This is a genomic window from Pseudomonas californiensis, assembly GCF_021147775.1.
GTDB classification, from domain to species: domain Bacteria; phylum Pseudomonadota; class Gammaproteobacteria; order Pseudomonadales; family Pseudomonadaceae; genus Aquipseudomonas; species Aquipseudomonas californiensis.
Window position 1 is genome coordinate 41699 of sequence record NZ_JAGTPK010000036.1, and the last position, 14138, is coordinate 55836.

13 protein-coding genes and 2 pseudogenes are annotated in these 14138 nt (G+C 57.8%); 6 read left to right on the forward strand and 9 right to left on the reverse strand.

Annotation, left to right across the window (positions count from 1 at the left end; all coding sequences use genetic code 11):
• The first annotated feature begins 4 nt into the window (after positions 1 to 4).
• Both KDX37_RS24250 and KDX37_RS24255 read left to right on the forward strand, forming a co-directional pair.
• Positions 5 to 667 carry a response regulator gene (locus tag KDX37_RS24250; protein ID WP_231655564.1) on the forward strand — a complete coding sequence of 221 codons (663 nt, stop codon included), beginning with the start codon at positions 5 to 7 and terminating at the stop codon, positions 665 to 667.
• Complete coding sequence (locus tag KDX37_RS24255) at positions 664 to 2034, forward strand: ATP-binding protein (RefSeq protein ID WP_231655567.1); 1371 nt, start codon at positions 664 to 666, stop codon at positions 2032 to 2034. The genes KDX37_RS24250 and KDX37_RS24255 overlap by 4 nt, the downstream gene beginning before the upstream one ends.
• A gap of 26 nt (positions 2035 to 2060) precedes the next feature.
• Here the strand turns inward: KDX37_RS24255 and KDX37_RS24260 are convergent, their stop codons facing one another.
• The 4 genes from KDX37_RS24260 to KDX37_RS24275 all read right to left on the reverse strand — a co-directional run bounded on the left by KDX37_RS24260 (position 2061) and on the right by KDX37_RS24275 (position 6433).
• Positions 2061 to 2939 (reverse strand): carboxylate/amino acid/amine transporter, encoded by an 879-nt coding sequence (locus tag KDX37_RS24260; protein WP_231655568.1) that lies wholly within the window; start codon positions 2937 to 2939, stop codon positions 2061 to 2063.
• 97 nt (positions 2940 to 3036) lie between these two features.
• The gene (locus KDX37_RS24265) at positions 3037 to 3951 is read right to left on the reverse strand and encodes a LysR family transcriptional regulator (RefSeq protein WP_231655570.1); all 915 of its coding nucleotides are present in this window, start codon (positions 3949 to 3951) and stop codon (positions 3037 to 3039) included.
• A 95-nt stretch (positions 3952 to 4046) separates the two neighbouring features.
• A complete protein-coding gene (locus KDX37_RS24270) occupies positions 4047 to 5075 on the reverse strand; it encodes an alpha/beta hydrolase (protein ID WP_231655571.1) in 1029 nt (342 codons plus the stop codon).
• A gap of 158 nt (positions 5076 to 5233) precedes the next feature.
• Positions 5234 to 6433: an MFS transporter gene (locus KDX37_RS24275; protein ID WP_231655573.1), complete on the reverse strand. Its 1200-nt coding sequence runs from the start codon at positions 6431 to 6433 to the stop codon at positions 5234 to 5236.
• Between the two features lie 105 nt (positions 6434 to 6538).
• On the opposite strand from KDX37_RS24275, the gene KDX37_RS24280 reads away from it, so the two are divergent.
• The gene (locus KDX37_RS24280; protein WP_231655574.1) at positions 6539 to 7432 is read left to right on the forward strand and encodes a LysR family transcriptional regulator; all 894 of its coding nucleotides are present in this window, start codon (positions 6539 to 6541) and stop codon (positions 7430 to 7432) included.
• A gap of 5 nt (positions 7433 to 7437) precedes the next feature.
• Here the strand turns inward: KDX37_RS24280 and KDX37_RS24285 are convergent.
• Positions 7438 to 8469: pseudogene (locus tag KDX37_RS24285) on the reverse strand (XAC2610-related protein).
• 341 nt (positions 8470 to 8810) lie between these two features.
• Between KDX37_RS24285 and KDX37_RS24295 the strand changes: the two are divergent.
• From KDX37_RS24295 to KDX37_RS24305, 3 genes and pseudogenes are all read left to right on the forward strand, one after another.
• Positions 8811 to 9200 carry a DUF2946 domain-containing protein gene (locus KDX37_RS24295; protein WP_231655579.1) on the forward strand — a complete coding sequence of 130 codons (390 nt, stop codon included), beginning with the start codon at positions 8811 to 8813 and terminating at the stop codon, positions 9198 to 9200.
• Positions 9201 to 9310: 110 nt separating this feature from the next.
• Positions 9311 to 11392: pseudogene (locus tag KDX37_RS24300) on the forward strand (TonB-dependent receptor).
• A 176-nt stretch (positions 11393 to 11568) separates the two neighbouring features.
• A complete protein-coding gene (locus tag KDX37_RS24305; protein WP_231655593.1) occupies positions 11569 to 11808 on the forward strand; it encodes a helix-turn-helix domain-containing protein in 240 nt (79 codons plus the stop codon).
• A gap of 42 nt (positions 11809 to 11850) precedes the next feature.
• On the opposite strand, the gene KDX37_RS24310 is transcribed toward KDX37_RS24305, so the two are convergent.
• The 4 genes from KDX37_RS24310 to KDX37_RS24325 all read right to left on the reverse strand — a co-directional run.
• On the reverse strand, positions 11851 to 12144 hold the full coding sequence (locus KDX37_RS24310) for a hypothetical protein (protein WP_231655581.1): 294 nt from the start codon (positions 12142 to 12144) through the stop codon (positions 11851 to 11853).
• Positions 12145 to 12224: 80 nt separating this feature from the next.
• Positions 12225 to 13400, reverse strand: coding sequence for a baeRF3 domain-containing protein (locus KDX37_RS24315; protein ID WP_231655583.1), 1176 nt, complete (start codon positions 13398 to 13400; stop codon positions 12225 to 12227).
• A gap of 10 nt (positions 13401 to 13410) precedes the next feature.
• Positions 13411 to 13836, reverse strand: a complete 426-nt coding sequence (locus KDX37_RS24320) for an HPF/RaiA family ribosome-associated protein (RefSeq protein ID WP_231655584.1) — start codon at positions 13834 to 13836, stop codon at positions 13411 to 13413.
• On the reverse strand, positions 13817 to 14138 hold a 322-nt coding region (locus tag KDX37_RS24325; protein WP_231655586.1), incomplete at its 5' end, for a hypothetical protein. The genes KDX37_RS24325 and KDX37_RS24320, both read right to left, overlap by 20 nt.

Sequence of the window (14138 nt, forward strand, 5' to 3'; positions counted from 1 at the left end):
CACCATGCGCCTGCTGCTCATCGAAGACGACGTTGCGCTTGGCGAAGGCATCCACCAGGCCCTCAGCCGAGAGGGTTATACCGTGGACTGGATCAAGGACGGCAGCAGCGCTCTGCACGCGCTGCTCAGCGAAACGTTCGACCTGGCGATTCTGGATCTCGGCCTGCCCAGGCTCGATGGTTTCGAGGTATTGCGCCGGCTGCGCCACAGCGGCTCGACGCTGCCGGTCATGATCCTGACCGCCCGCGATTCCACCGAAGACCGCATCACCGGGCTGGATACCGGAGCGGACGACTATCTGGTCAAACCGTTCGACGTATCAGAACTCAAAGCCCGCTTGCGTGCCCTGTTGCGACGCAGTGCCGGGCGCGCCAAGGTCCTGATCGAACACGCAGGCATCACCCTGGACCCCGGCACGCAGCAGGTCAGCTATCACCGGGAGCCGGTCGCGCTGACGCCCAAGGAGTATCAGCTGCTGTATGAACTGCTCTCGCCGCCAGGCCGGGTCATGACGCGCGAACGGCTCATGCAACTGCTGTATGGCTGGAATGAGGGTGCTGAAAGCAACACGCTGGAAGTGCACATCCATCATTTGCGCAAAAAGTTTTCCAGCGACCTGATTCGCACCATACGGGGCGTGGGTTATCTGGTAGAGGAGCGTGCTTGAAGTCGATCCGCCGCCGCACCCTGACCTTGATCATCGGCCTGCTGTCGCTGGGTCTGCTGGTGCTGACGCTGTTCAATGTGCATGACAGCAACCATGAAATCGCTGAAATCTACGACGCTCAACTGGCGCAGAACGCACGCTTGCTGGAAGGCGTCATGCGCATGCCGCTGGAGCGCAAGGAGCATGCGCAACTCTATCAGGCATTCAACTTGGCATTGGCCCAGGCAGAGCCGCGCATCGACGGGCATCCCTATGAGGGCAAAATCGCCTTTCAGGTCTGGGACAAGGACGGCAACCTGCTGGTGCATACCGCCAGCGCACCCACGTTTACGCAACCGCCGCAGAGCCCGGGGTTCAGTAACGTTCAGGATCTGAGTCGGCATCAGTGGCGCGCTTTTTTGCTGATGGACACCCAGAACGGGCTGCGAATCTGGGTCGGTGAACGTGATGACGTGCGCTCGGATCTGGTCAACCGCATTGTGCGCCACACCGTATGGCCCAATCTGATCGGCTGCCTCTTGCTGGTTATTGCCATGTGGCTGGCGATTGGCTGGGGACTCAAACCCCTCGCCAACTTTGCCAGCACGCTCAAGGCGCGCAACCCCGGCTCTTTGCAACCCTTGCGGCTGACGCCCCTGCCCGGCGAGCTTGCGCCCATGCAAGCGGCGTTGAACCAGTTGCTCGGCCAGATTCAGGACCTGCTCAAGCGTGAGCGCCGCCTGATTGCCGACGCAGCCCATGAAATGCGCACTCCGCTCGCCGTGCTCAGGGTTCATGCGCAAAACGTCCTGGAAGCCCAGAACGAAGAACAGCGGCGTCAGTCGCTGGGCTATCTGATCATTGGCGTGGATCGCACCACCCGACTGGTCAACCAATTGCTCACCATCGCGCGACTGGAACCCGGCCCAACGCCCACCGGTACAACGAAAGTCGAATTGGTCAGTGCGGTACGTGACAGTCTGGTGCAACTTACGCCCTGGGTGTTGAACAAGGGGCTGGAGCTGTCATTCGAATGCAGCGAAGTGGCCCGTGAAGTGGACATCGACTTCGCGGCACTAGACATCGCGCTGCACAACCTCATCACCAATGCTGTGAATTTTTCGCCCGAAAGTGGCCAGGTCACCGTGGGGCTGACGTTCTCGAACGCGCATTTTCAACTGACCGTCGACGATCAGGGCCCTGGCATCAATGAGCAGGAACGTGAGCGGCTGTTCGAACCGTTCTACAGTCAGGGCAACGATCAGGGCGTAGGGCTGGGTCTGGCGATTGTGCAAAAGGTTGCGCTGCAAATGAGCGGCGACATACGTTTGGACAACCGACCAGACGGGGGATTACGTGCAAGCCTCAGCGCGCCGCTGGCGGTGTAGCTCAGGCGGTGTGCGGCCAAGCTGCCCTACCGGCTGCCGGAAATCACAGCTTTGTTCGAACGAATGCCCAACCGGCTGATCCACACCGACGCCACAATCACCCCGCCCCCGATCAACAGGCGTGTGAAGTCTTCGTGCTGGTTCCAGATCAACAGGTTGATCAACAAGCCAAGTGGCACATGCAGGTTATTCATGACCGCCAGCGTGCCGCCGTTGACCATGCACGCCCCTTTGTTCCACCAGTACATGCCCAACGCGGTCGAACACAGCCCCAGAAACACCAGTACCGCCCATTGGGTGGGCGCCTCGGGCACGTGTTGCGGATTGCCAAACAGCAGAAACGCCGGCAGTACCACCGCCAGTGCGCCCAGATAGAAATAGCCGAAGCGTCGATAATGCGGCAGGTCGCTGGGGTGGCGGGCGACCAGATGTTTGTACAGCACCTGCCCGGCGGCGTAAGTGAAGTTCGCCAGCTGCAGCAGCAGGAAACCACCGAGAAAGTCACCGTCCAGCCCGTCGTAGCGAATCACCCCGGCACCCAGCACCGCGACCAGTGCCGCCACCAGTGCCCACGGGTTGAAACGCCGGTTCAGCGCATCTTCGATCAAGGTCACGTGTAACGGGGTGAGGATGGTGAACAGCAACACTTCCGGTACCGTCAGCACTCTGAAGCTCAGGTACAGGCAGACATAGGTAATGCCGAACTGCAGCGCGCCGATCAGCAGCATGCCACGCATGAAACGCGGCTCGACCTGGCGCCAGCGCGTCAGGGGAATGAACACCAGACCGGCGAGCACCACACGAATCAGCACGGCGAAATAGCTGTCGACATGCCCGGCCAGATAAACGCCGATCAAGCTGAAGGAAAACGCCTGAATCAGCGTGACGAAAAGTAGATAGCCCATGCTTGCCCCTTTTTTGAAGGGCGCGAACATAACGGGTTGCAACCGCGCCTGTCCACTCGACAGGCGTACGCGCGGCCAGGCGGGCTCCGTTCAGCGGTCACAACCAATCGCCAAGCGGCTTGAGCTCCCGAATCAGGTCAATGAGCAGACGCAAGCCCATCGGCATCTGCCGGGAGCTTGAATAATAAATATGAAAACCCGGCCCCACGGTGCTCCAGTCTTCAAGCACAGGGTGCAACACGCCACTGTCGAGCAAGGGCGCAATCAGCGGCTCGGCGATATACACCAACCCGGCACCCTGCTGAGCGAGCGCAAGTTTCAGGCGTGTCTCGTCGAGAAGGATGCCGCCCGGTACCGGGATGGCCAACGAGACGCCATCTTTCTCGAATTCCCAGTCATAAACCCGGCCAGTGCCTATGCGAAACCTCAGGCAGCGATGATGCAGCAGCTCTTCAGGATGCTGCGGTATCCCGTACTCAGCGAGGTACTGAGCACTGCCCGCAACCACCCAACGCACATCCGGTGACAGACGCTGCGCAATCATGCCTTCCGGCACTGTGGCGCCAAAGCGCATACCGGCGTCAAAACCGCCCTCCACAATGTCGACCATGGCGTTGGAAATCGTGATGTCCACCTCTACATCCGGATAGCGCTTGCCAAACACGGTAAGAACAGGCGCCAGGAGCAAAAGGGCCGCGTCGCTGAAAACGTTGAGCCGCACTTTTCCGGCGGGCTCGTCCCTGAAGCGATTGAGCACTTCCAGGGCGCGGTCTATTTCATCGAATGGGTGGCTGATCAGAGTCAGCAACTCCTGACCCGCAGCGGTCAACGTCACGCTGCGCGTGGTGCGATTCAATAGCCGCACGCCAAGCCTGCTCTCCAGCCCCTTGATGGCGTGGCTCAGCGCAGATGCGCTGATGCCGCACTCCACTCCCGCACGGCTGAAGCTCAAATGGCGAGCAATGGCCATGAAGTAAACGAAGTCGGCAAGGTTGGCGCGCGTCAGTTGCATAAGATTCCTGCCATAGAAAGCCTGCTGACAATGTAGAAAAACCAGCCCGAACAGGGCTGGCGTAAGACTCATGGCGTCCGCTCAGCTCGGGCCGCTTACTTCAGGTTCTTTTGAAAGAACTCAGTCAGCGTGCCAAACGGGATCAGGTTGACCCGGTCATACAGGTCCACATGACCAGCACCCGGCACAATCACCAACTGCTTGGGCTCACCCGCCAGTTTGTAGGCCTCTTCGCTGAACTCCAGCGAATGCGCTTGCGAACCCGCGATGAACAGCATCGGACGCGGCGAAATGGTCTCGATGTCGGTGAACGGATAGAAGTTCATGAACTTCACGTTGCTGGTCAGCGTCGGGTGCGTGGTCAGCTTCGGCGACTGGCCTTTGGGCGTGAACTCACCGCGTGGCGTGCGATAGAAGTTATAGAACTCCACTTCGATGGGGTGAGACTTTTCGTTCAATTTGTCTACCGTGCCGCTGGTGTACAGGGTTTCACCACCAGTGAACTCTACATAGCGCTGCTGTGCAGCGGCTTCAAGCGTCTGCTTGCGCTGCGCCAGGGTCTGCGAATGCTTGAGACCGTTGCGGTTGGCGGCGCCCATGTCATACATGCTGACCGTGGCGACCGCTTTCAAACGCGGATCGATCTTGGCGGCGCTGATCGCAAAACTGCCACTGCCACAGATGCCCAGGACACCAATACGGTTTCTGTCGACAAACGTCTGCGTGCCGAGGAAGTCGACCGCTGCGCTGAAGTCTTCAGCGTAGACATCGGGCAACACTGCGTTACGCGGCTCGCCCGCGCTCTCGCCCCAGAACGAGAGGTCCAGCGACAAGGTCACAAACCCCTGCTCCGCCAGCTTCTGCGCATACAGATTGGCGCTTTGCTCTTTCACCGCACCCATTGGGTGGCCAACGATAATGGCTGGCGCTTTGGTGTTCGGATCAGAGCCTTTGGGGATGTACAGGTTACCCGCGACTCTCATCTTGTACTGATTGTTGAACGTCACCTTTTGCACGTTCAGCTTGTCGCTCTTGTAGAAGTTGTCTGCACCGTTGGACATGTCTGCTCCTGTTGCGGCATATGAACTGATCAACAGCCCAAGCATTAAAAGATATCGTTTCATTCGAGTGCCCTTGATTGATTGGTTAACCCACGTGTCATGTAAAACGCACTTGCAACCCGGCTATCCAGGCGGCGCACTCGATCCTGATCGACTGATGAAGTCGCTGTGCCTGGTCTTGACGGGCACGCGTGCCGAAGCACCCGCGCCTGATCGGTTTTTTATCGAGAGCAAAGACTGTTACGAAGGGCTCCCCAGGCTGCCAGTGCGGAGCCTGCCAGCATCACGGCGCCGAACACGAAAGGGCTCCACCAGCCATGGGCGTCGAACAGTGCCCCACCTGCACCCGCACCGACCGTGATCGCCAACTGAATGGTCGCGACCATCAAGCCGCCTCCGGCTTCTGCGTCTTCGGGCAATGTGCGGCTCAGCCAAAGCCCCCACGCGACCGGTGCTCGCGTGGCCACCAGCCCCCAGAAGGCAAGCACCAGCGCGACGGCTTTTGGCGAATGCCCCAGAAAGACCAGCGCGACAGCCAGCAGCGCCATTACCAGCGGGATTGCTATCAGGTAGGCGTAGATCCGTTTCTGCAGCAGGCCGCCGATCAGGTAAGTCCCGACAAGGCCCATCAAGCCCAGCGACAGCAGCATCAATGACAGCTGCGTCACGCTGACTCCGGTGACACTTTCCAGAAACGGGCGCAGGTAGGTGAACACCGCGAACTGGCCCATGAACAGCAACATGATCGCGCCCATCCCAATGGCAACCTGCGGTTTGCCCAGCAGCTTGAACGGGTTGCGCGCTTTGGCATCCGGCGGGCTGCTCATGGCCGGAAGGCTCAGCCATTGCCAGACGAACGCCAGAACGGCCAGCGGAATCACCAGAAAGAACGCTCCGCGCCAACCGATGTACTGACCCAGAAAACTGCCCAGCGGCGCAGCCACGGTTGCGGCCAGCGCGTTGCCGCCGTTGATGAGCGCCAGGCCTTTGGCAACGCTTTCCCTGGGGACCAGCTTCATGACCGTAGCGGTCGACATCGACCAGAAACCACCAATCGACACGCCCAGCAACGCACGGCCGGTCATGAACACCACACCATTGGATGCCAGCGTCACGATCACGCCCGACACTATCAGCAGCAGGCTGAAGCCGAGCAGAACCTTTTTACGGTCGAACCGCCCCGTCAGCGGCGTGTTGAGCAAGCTGATCAGTACGGCAAAGAAACCGGAGATCGAAATCGCCTGACCTGCCTGGCCCTGGCTGATACCCAGATCCTGTGCGATGGGCGTCAGGAGGCTGACCGGCATGAATTCCGAGGCAATCAGTACGACGACACAAAGCGCCATCGAAAAAACCGCGCCCCATGCGGGAGGATGCGCGGTGACGGCGGGCTGCCGGGTAACTGAATCAATGGTGTGCATAGCGTGAAAACCTGGCGTCGCTCAAAGATGCGACACAGGTTAGGGCAAAGCGATTAGGATAATTAGATGGAACAATCCCCATGCGCTTGTGAGAGATACTCAGCAATGAGCACACCACGACTCAATGACCTGCAAGCCTTCCTGGCCGTAGCCAGAGAACAGAGCTTTACCCGTGCCGCAGCCCGACTGGGTGTCACGCCGTCTGCACTGAGCCACACCTTAAGAGCACTGGAAGAGCGCATGGGCGTACGCTTGCTGACTCGCACCACCCGCAACGTGGCGCCGACCGAAGCGGGCGAAAAGCTGATGCGTTCCATAGGGCCGTTACTCGACCAGATCACAGCAGAAGTCGACATGCTGGGCGAATTGCGCGACAAGCCTGCAGGTACGATCAGAGTCACCTGTTCCGATGACGCGGCGGAAAGCATCATCAGGCCGATGCTCGCAGATTTTCTGGCGCAGTACCCTGATATCCAGGTCGAGGTCTGTATTGATTACGGCTTTACCAATATCGTCAGCGAACGCTTCGATGCGGGTATCCGGCTCGGTGAGTCCATCAGTAAAGACATGATCGCGGTTCGCCTCGGCCCTGACTGGCGATTGTCCGTGGTGGGGTCGCCCGCTTACCTCGAAACGCATGCTGCGCCACGTCTGCCCCAGGACCTGACCCAACATACCTGCATCAACATTCGCCATTCACCCAATGGCGCGTGCTATGCGTGGGAATTCGAGAAAGACAGCCGCAAGTTGAACATCCGGGTCAACGGCCAGTTCACCTCCAACAGCATGATCCATGTGCTGAACGCAGCGCTGGACGGCGTCGGCCTTGCCTACGTACCCGACTTTCTGGCCGCGCCACATCTGGCCAGCGGCCGCCTTGTCGAAGTGCTTGCCGACTGGAGCCCCTACTTCGAAGGTTTCCACCTCTACTACCCCAACCGCCGCCAGGCTTCACCGGCGTTCACGGCATTCGTCGAGGCCATCCGGTATCGCGGCTGATGGCACTATTCGGCGCTGGCCTTCAAGGCTGCCGCGACCGCATTGAGCGAGCCGCTGGCGGGCTCCGGCAGCAATTTCAAATCGGTGGTCTTGCCACGTATCGCCACCTGCATGCGTTGGGGAACGCCCTGCGCGTCGCCCAAAATACGGTACGTCGTGTCTCCACGAACGAAGCTCAACGCATGGCTGATTTCGTCAAACGTCAATTGCTCGCCCTCGGCCTGAGGGTAAACCAGACTGACCTCATCCTTGCCATCGACGGCAGCGTAATACACCGCACCACCGACGCCGGAGCGAAACAGCACAATGCGCTTGCCTGATGGCGCCAGCTTGAGCGTCTCGCGCTGGTCATCGTCCTGCCACAGGGTCCGAGTGGTGTAAGCCATCTTTCCATTGGTGTTACGCCCAACGGTTTCAACGGACAGTCCTGAGCCTGCGCTGTACTCAACCACTGTCTCGGTGTCCATGAACGGCTCGCCATTGCGAATGCTGTACGTCGCCATCTGATGCCAGCAGCAGCCATCCTTGGTCATCGTACTCAGCTCGCGTCGCTTCTCGTCCACGCCGAACATGCCGCAGTAACTCTGGGCCAGTTCGGTGAACGAATCGCTGTGACGAAAGCCTTGCGCAGTGCCCAAAAAGACTTGAAAAGACGGCCCGTGATAGCAGCTGTTCTGGCCGTCCATCAACGCAAGGTCCTTGATACCGTCGAAATTGAAATCCCGATAGATCAACACACTCTGCTCGCCATAAGGCAACTCTTGAACGTTGGTTTTAACCTGGCCCGTCTCAGGTTGGGTACTGACCACCATTTCATCCGACTTCACCTAGATCAGCGCAGCACCGCTCGCCTTGTCGTAAACGCGAATCACACCGGGGCGGAACACATCGTCATCCCCGGAAACCTCCAGACTGGCCCGGTAACGATCCGAAAAATCCTCCAGTGAATAGGTGCTCTTCGCGCCCTTCTCAAACGCGTCGGCGTCCATCTCGCCATACGCCATCGGCGCCTCGCTCGCACTGACCAGCCCTGCCATGAATAACCCGGCAATTGCCGGAAAACTCCTTACGAGTTGAAGTGCGAAGGCTCGTTTATTCGTGGAAAGCGGCAAGGGGCTGCTCCTGGAAACGTTGATGTGGATGGATGATCGAATACAACGGTGTACTGACTGGACACGTTCGTGCACTCCGACGAGCGGATATTAACCCGCCCATACGGGTCCAGGAAAAACACCTGTGTCATGGCCATGCCAATGCCTTCAAGCGCTGCGCCTCACCCGCATGCCCAGCGTGGCCGCGGCGAAATAGCGCACCCTGGAACTTTTACTTCGCTCATGAATTGCTGCTAAATGAGGGCCCATTCGCGGCGATTTCATTCATGGCTTCGTTGAAACGCATCAGCCCCTGGATAGCCTGTCTGGTAATCCTGCTGAACATGTTGGCCATGCCGCTCAGCCGTGCGATGCAAACGCCGGATGTGCGCTTGATGCTGTGGGGAGGCTTCTGCTCAAGCGGTACTACACATACATTGCCTGAAAGCTTTAACAGATCTATCGATGATTTGCAGATGCCTTCCTCAAAAATGGCCATGCAACACGGTGACTGTTGCTGTGGACATGCAGGACTTGCAGCAATTCCGTCAAATTACTATCGGCACTTTCTGCCTCAATACACACCCGATACCGCGCTCGACAATCCCGAGTTACCCAAGCGGCACCCCAGAGTTCACTGGCCAGCCCTGAACCCCCGCGCCTCTCCCTTCGCCTGATCGTCAACAGCGCTGGCCTCTGTCCGGCACTGACCTCCCTGGATACTTTCGCGCCCCCGATCGGGACGCTGAAGACTTTTTGAGTTCTTGATAATCAGGAAGTATGCGTTATGCCTGCTCCATTTACTTTGCCTGCTGCAAAGCGTTTGTCTGTGCCTCGTTCAATGTGGCCCGTGATGTCGGCGGGTCTGTTTGCAATGAGTCCGTTGTACTCGGCATTGGCCGACACCGCCGACGTCGAAAACCCCACCCTGACCCTCGGTACCGTGAATGTTCAAGGGGCAACGAGTGGCCCATTGAGTACCAGCAGCGTACTCAGTTCGGTGGATATTCTCGGCGCAGACATCCTCGAAAAAATGCCCGTCACCTACAGCTGGGAGTTATTCAGGCGCGCGCCGGGCGTCATGATCACTGAGTTCAATCAGGGTACGACTTCTGGAAAAATCTCCTTGCGCGGCTTCAACGGGGAAGGTGAGATCAATGCGGTAAAACTGTTGATCGACGGAATACCCAGCAACAGCAATGACGGCAACATGCCGTTCATGGACATGATTTTCCCGTTGGAACTAGACAGCATCGAGGTCGTGCGTGGCACCAGTGACGCTCGCTACGGGCTGAACAACATTGCCGGCAACGTTAATATGCTGACCCGCACCGGCGGTGAATACACCAAAGCACGGGTCCGATATGGCAGCTACAACACTCGGGAAATGCAACTCGCAAAAGGCATAGAAAGCGCTAACTGGACGCAAAATTACTTCTTCGCCTATCAGAAATTGGATGGCTATCGCGATCATTCCGAAGCCGATAAATATTCTATGTCAGGCAAATGGTTTTACACACCCGACGATGACGGTTATCGCGTTGGCCTGATCGCGCGTCACTACGAAACCGACGCTCAAGAGCCTGGCTACCTGACTTCAGACGATGCCCGTCAGCATCCAACAATGACCAACAGTTACAACGCCAGCGACAAAAGTACACGGCGCATGAATCAAGTCAGTCTGCATTTTGATACCGATCTTTTGGATACGCTGGCCTGGACGGCAAAGACCTACATCAATACCTTCGATGACCGACGCTGGACGCAATATTGGCGCAGCAGCTCGCAGCAGGAGCGGGATGCTTATGAAACCCAGTACGGCGCCCTCAGTTCGTTGACGTGGAGGCCAGAGATAAGCTGGCTGCACGACTTGGCTCTTGACGGCGGCGCAGACCTGCAAAAACAGCGCAATGTCAGTGAGCGTTACCGCACCATAGAACGCAGTCGTAGTGCGCAGACGCGAGATCAGCGTTTTGATGTCGATACCTATGGCGCTTACATCCAGGCGGAGATCAAACCGTTCGAGTCGTTGAAGATCGTACCCGCGTATCGAGTCGATAAAATCCAGGGCGACTTCACCAATGAAATGACAGGACTGGATTACGACATCAACGACTACGGCCTGATCAAACAGCCCAAACTCAGCGTGGTCTACTCGCCGTTGGCGGCGGCCAGCATATACGCCAATTGGGGACGCACCTTTCAGGTGGGTACGGGCGCAGCGGCCTATAAAGTCCCGCCGCGCGATACCGATCTGGCACCTTCGATCAACGACGGTTGGGAGACCGGCATCAAGTTCATGCCCGCTGACTGGATGGATGGCCGTGTCGCTTATTGGCAGCAGGAAGCCTCCGGCGAAGTCAGTCGACGCCTCAACGACCCGAGCGGCGAATCGGATAACGTGGGTGAAACTCGGCGGTGGGGTTACGACGCGCAGTTAAACCTGCGCCCTGACGATCGCACTGAAATATGGATGGCCTATTCCTGGCAGTATTCGAAAATCCTCCAGCCCAGCGCCACGCTCCCCGCCAGCAAAGGCCGGGAGATCGATCACATCCCACAACATCTTTACAACGCAGGCATCCGTTATGAGGCGACACCCGCTTTGCAGTTGACCGCCTGAATGAACGGTCAGACGGATTATTACCTGGAGCGAGAAAACACCAAAGGCTCTTACGGTGGTTACGTACTGATGAACCTGGGTGCCACTTATAAAGTGACCCAGTCAGTAACCATCGATCTGCAGCTGAAAAACCTGGCTGACCGATACTATGAATACGTCTGGTATGACGCGGAGGGTGCACAGGCATCCCTGCATTCACCAGGTGACGGTCGCGCACTGTATACGGGAGTGACCCTGGACTTCTGACCTGAGTATCGCCGGGGCTCTTGAAGCTCCGGCGTTGCTGAACACTCCGGTAATGAATAAATCGCGACCGAGCCTGCCTGGATTCGCGTACCCGCAGGCTGCCGGACAGCAGCCAGGTCTGTTCTGAAGGGTATTCCGAAAGGATAGCCACGTTCATGTGACTGTCATTCATGAACATGAGTGAAAGAACATTCACCCGCAAGTACAGCGATAGCACCGGGCAAACCCCCAGCAAGATGGTCGAACTGCTTCGCCTCGAGGCAGCCCGCCACTTCCTTGCCACGTGCGCCAGCCCGCTCAAGACAGTGGCTCAACGCTGTGGTCTGGGCAATGAATCCACGTTTATCAGAAGCTTTACAAGGAAGTTTTCAGTTACCCCAAGCGAATATCGCGCGCGTTTCAAGTCACGCCACTAGCAGCGGCGCTCTGCACATGAACACTGGATCGCCCGATGGAAGTCATTGCTTGATGGTCCTGTTATTGCTGGCATCGATACACAGGTCAATCGACACGGTGTTCAGACTGTCACGCTGCCGTATCGAGAGGCTGTGCAGTGTTTTTTCGTGCACAGCTTCTGCCGTGTCCTTGAGTTTTTGCCACTCGGATAAATCAATGATCTCGCGCAACACCAGTTCATCGGCGCGCCGGATCAGGGTCAGATAGAAGTCATCGGGAAATTCCAGACGATACGTGTCGTCCTCCAGCAGCAAATGCCAGGCTTTAAGCTCCCGTTCCTTTTCGTTTTTAATCATGATCCAGGCTCCGGAATTCATTTTTTACAGGTCGTATCAGGGCGTGAGGCTGCAGGCGCCTGTCCTGCAGCCTCCACAGGTCAGTATCGATAGACCGCAGCGGCGCCGGTGTCCGTCGGCATTACTCGCTCCGGTGGCACGACCACCACTTCACCGCCATGTCGAATGACGCCCAGAATCAGTTCGTCCAGCACGTCGTTGGCAGCACCCTCTTGTTGCGGCTCAAGGACAAGCTCTCCGCTGTTTTGGTCCATGGTCCCGTCGACTCGGCGATCAGCCTCCACCAACAGCAGTGCAACCCGACCCTCTGCCGCCGCATGGGCGATCTCGGGCAACTGGGTGCCGGAACGCCGCTGGCCGACAGCAACCCCGTAACGATTGAACACGTCATTGAGCTTCTCGGCATGACGGCTCTGCATCAGCTCGCCGCAGGCTTTGGCCAACTGGGTGGCGGAAAGCGTTGCCGGGTCCTGATCAATGCCCGCCGGCAACAAAAGCGGGTTACGGCTCAACGCCCGGAACACAGCCTGATTCTCAGGCAAGGCAACCAGCACCAGCGGCAGCCTGGAACTGCGCGAACAGTGCTCGGTGAATTTTCGGTCCACGATCCGGAAAAAGCGTTCACGGTCCAGATTGATTTCATCCTGCTTACCGCCACCACCCGACTCATGCATCATCGGGTCGCCGCGCTCTCCTCCTCCGCTGAAACCGTCCGGGTGACCTTGCTGGTCACGTGGGGTCAGTTCCTCACCCAACGCCGCTACCTGGGTAGTCGGAATGCTCTCTGGCAAGCTGAATTCGTAAAGACTCTGTGCCGAGCCCTCATACATCCACACGCGATCACGCGACAGGCACAACGCCTGGTAGCCATCGGTCATCGGGGCTATGCGCAGCAGCGGTTTCAAATAAGGATGACTGTTGACCATCGCGATCTCGGGCACTGACTGGTGAAGGCCGATCACCATGAAGTGCTCCAGACCACCGAAAATGGCAATGGCGTCCGGACCGCTGTTCCAGAAAGTAGGGTCATCGACCAATGCCTGGAATGGATCGAGCAGCACATGACTGGAGATTTGCGGATAGTGCTGGGCCAGTGCAGTTTCGAGTTGCTTGATCAGATTCTTGAGCCGAATGGGATCTTGCGTGCGCTCCGGAAAGGTCCGGTGCGTCGGCATGTAAATGCTCAGATTGGGCTGATCGGCCAACGCCAGGAGCGTATCGAGCGTCTGTTGGGTAAACGACTGAATATGAACCATCTTGAACTCCTCACTCTTTGCCAAGATCGGCCTGCTTGGCCAGGAACTCGTCCTGCAGCAAGGCATCGATTTCTTCGGCGGACTCTTCATGCTCGGCTGGTGCGGTCAGATGTCCTGTAGACAGGGTCTTGGGTGACAGCCGGCCCGTCAGGTGTTCAAGGGCATGGCTCATTTTCTTCGCGGCCCCTGCTACCGCCAGATCGAGGCTTTCCGCCTTGTGGCTTACCGAAAGGGAGCTATGGCCCTGAGGCCGGGCTTCGATCTGGCAGCGCTTCTCCTGAGGGCCAGACTTCTGTGCATTGACGTCCCCGACATGGATTTCCACGCGCGTCAGCAGATCGGTATAGCGCTCCAATTCATCCACTACCGTGCTGCCCACCCACTCCTGCAGACTGGCACCACCCTCTAAATGGTTACTATTGACTTGAACTTGCATATTGCTGCTCCTCTACAGTTGACGCGTGGATGCGTCTGTTGCCTGTAGAAAGATCAGGCCACGGCGCGGTTCCTTCAGAATGATGATTGGTCGGCTGCCCGCCGCTTCGCTTACTCCACCGGGCACCAAAAAGTATGGCAGCGCACCACATATGAAAACTCTTGTTACTTCTTTTACCAAAACGCAATGAAACCTGAAAATAACGTAAGCGCTCCATAAACCCCACTTGGCTAAAGATAGGTAAAGCGCTTAGCTGTGAAGTCGAGGTTCGCAGTTCCACGGCAGCAAGGCTTCGTAATCCT

Bases quoted from the DNA above. Each gene is read 5' to 3' on its own strand.
- KDX37_RS24275 (WP_231655573.1), bottom strand. From the start codon at position 6,433: ATGCACACCATTGATTCAGTTACCCGGCAGCCCGCCGTCACCGCGCAT.
- KDX37_RS24260 (WP_231655568.1), bottom strand. From the start codon at position 2,939: ATGGGCTATCTACTTTTCGTCACGCTGATTCAGGCGTTTTCCTTCAGC.
- KDX37_RS24270 (WP_231655571.1), bottom strand. From the start codon at position 5,075: ATGAAACGATATCTTTTAATGCTTGGGCTGTTGATCAGTTCATATGCC.
- KDX37_RS24280 (WP_231655574.1), top strand. From the start codon at position 6,539: ATGAGCACACCACGACTCAATGACCTGCAAGCCTTCCTGGCCGTAGCC.
- KDX37_RS24250 (WP_231655564.1), top strand. From the start codon at position 5: ATGCGCCTGCTGCTCATCGAAGACGACGTTGCGCTTGGCGAAGGCATC.
- KDX37_RS24265 (WP_231655570.1), bottom strand. From the start codon at position 3,951: ATGCAACTGACGCGCGCCAACCTTGCCGACTTCGTTTACTTCATGGCC.
- KDX37_RS24305 (WP_231655593.1), top strand. From the start codon at position 11,569: ATGAGTGAAAGAACATTCACCCGCAAGTACAGCGATAGCACCGGGCAA.
- KDX37_RS24315 (WP_231655583.1), bottom strand. From the start codon at position 13,400: ATGGTTCATATTCAGTCGTTTACCCAACAGACGCTCGATACGCTCCTG.
- KDX37_RS24320 (WP_231655584.1), bottom strand. From the start codon at position 13,836: ATGCAAGTTCAAGTCAATAGTAACCATTTAGAGGGTGGTGCCAGTCTG.
- KDX37_RS24310 (WP_231655581.1), bottom strand. From the start codon at position 12,144: ATGATTAAAAACGAAAAGGAACGGGAGCTTAAAGCCTGGCATTTGCTG.
- KDX37_RS24295 (WP_231655579.1), top strand. From the start codon at position 8,811: ATGGCTTCGTTGAAACGCATCAGCCCCTGGATAGCCTGTCTGGTAATC.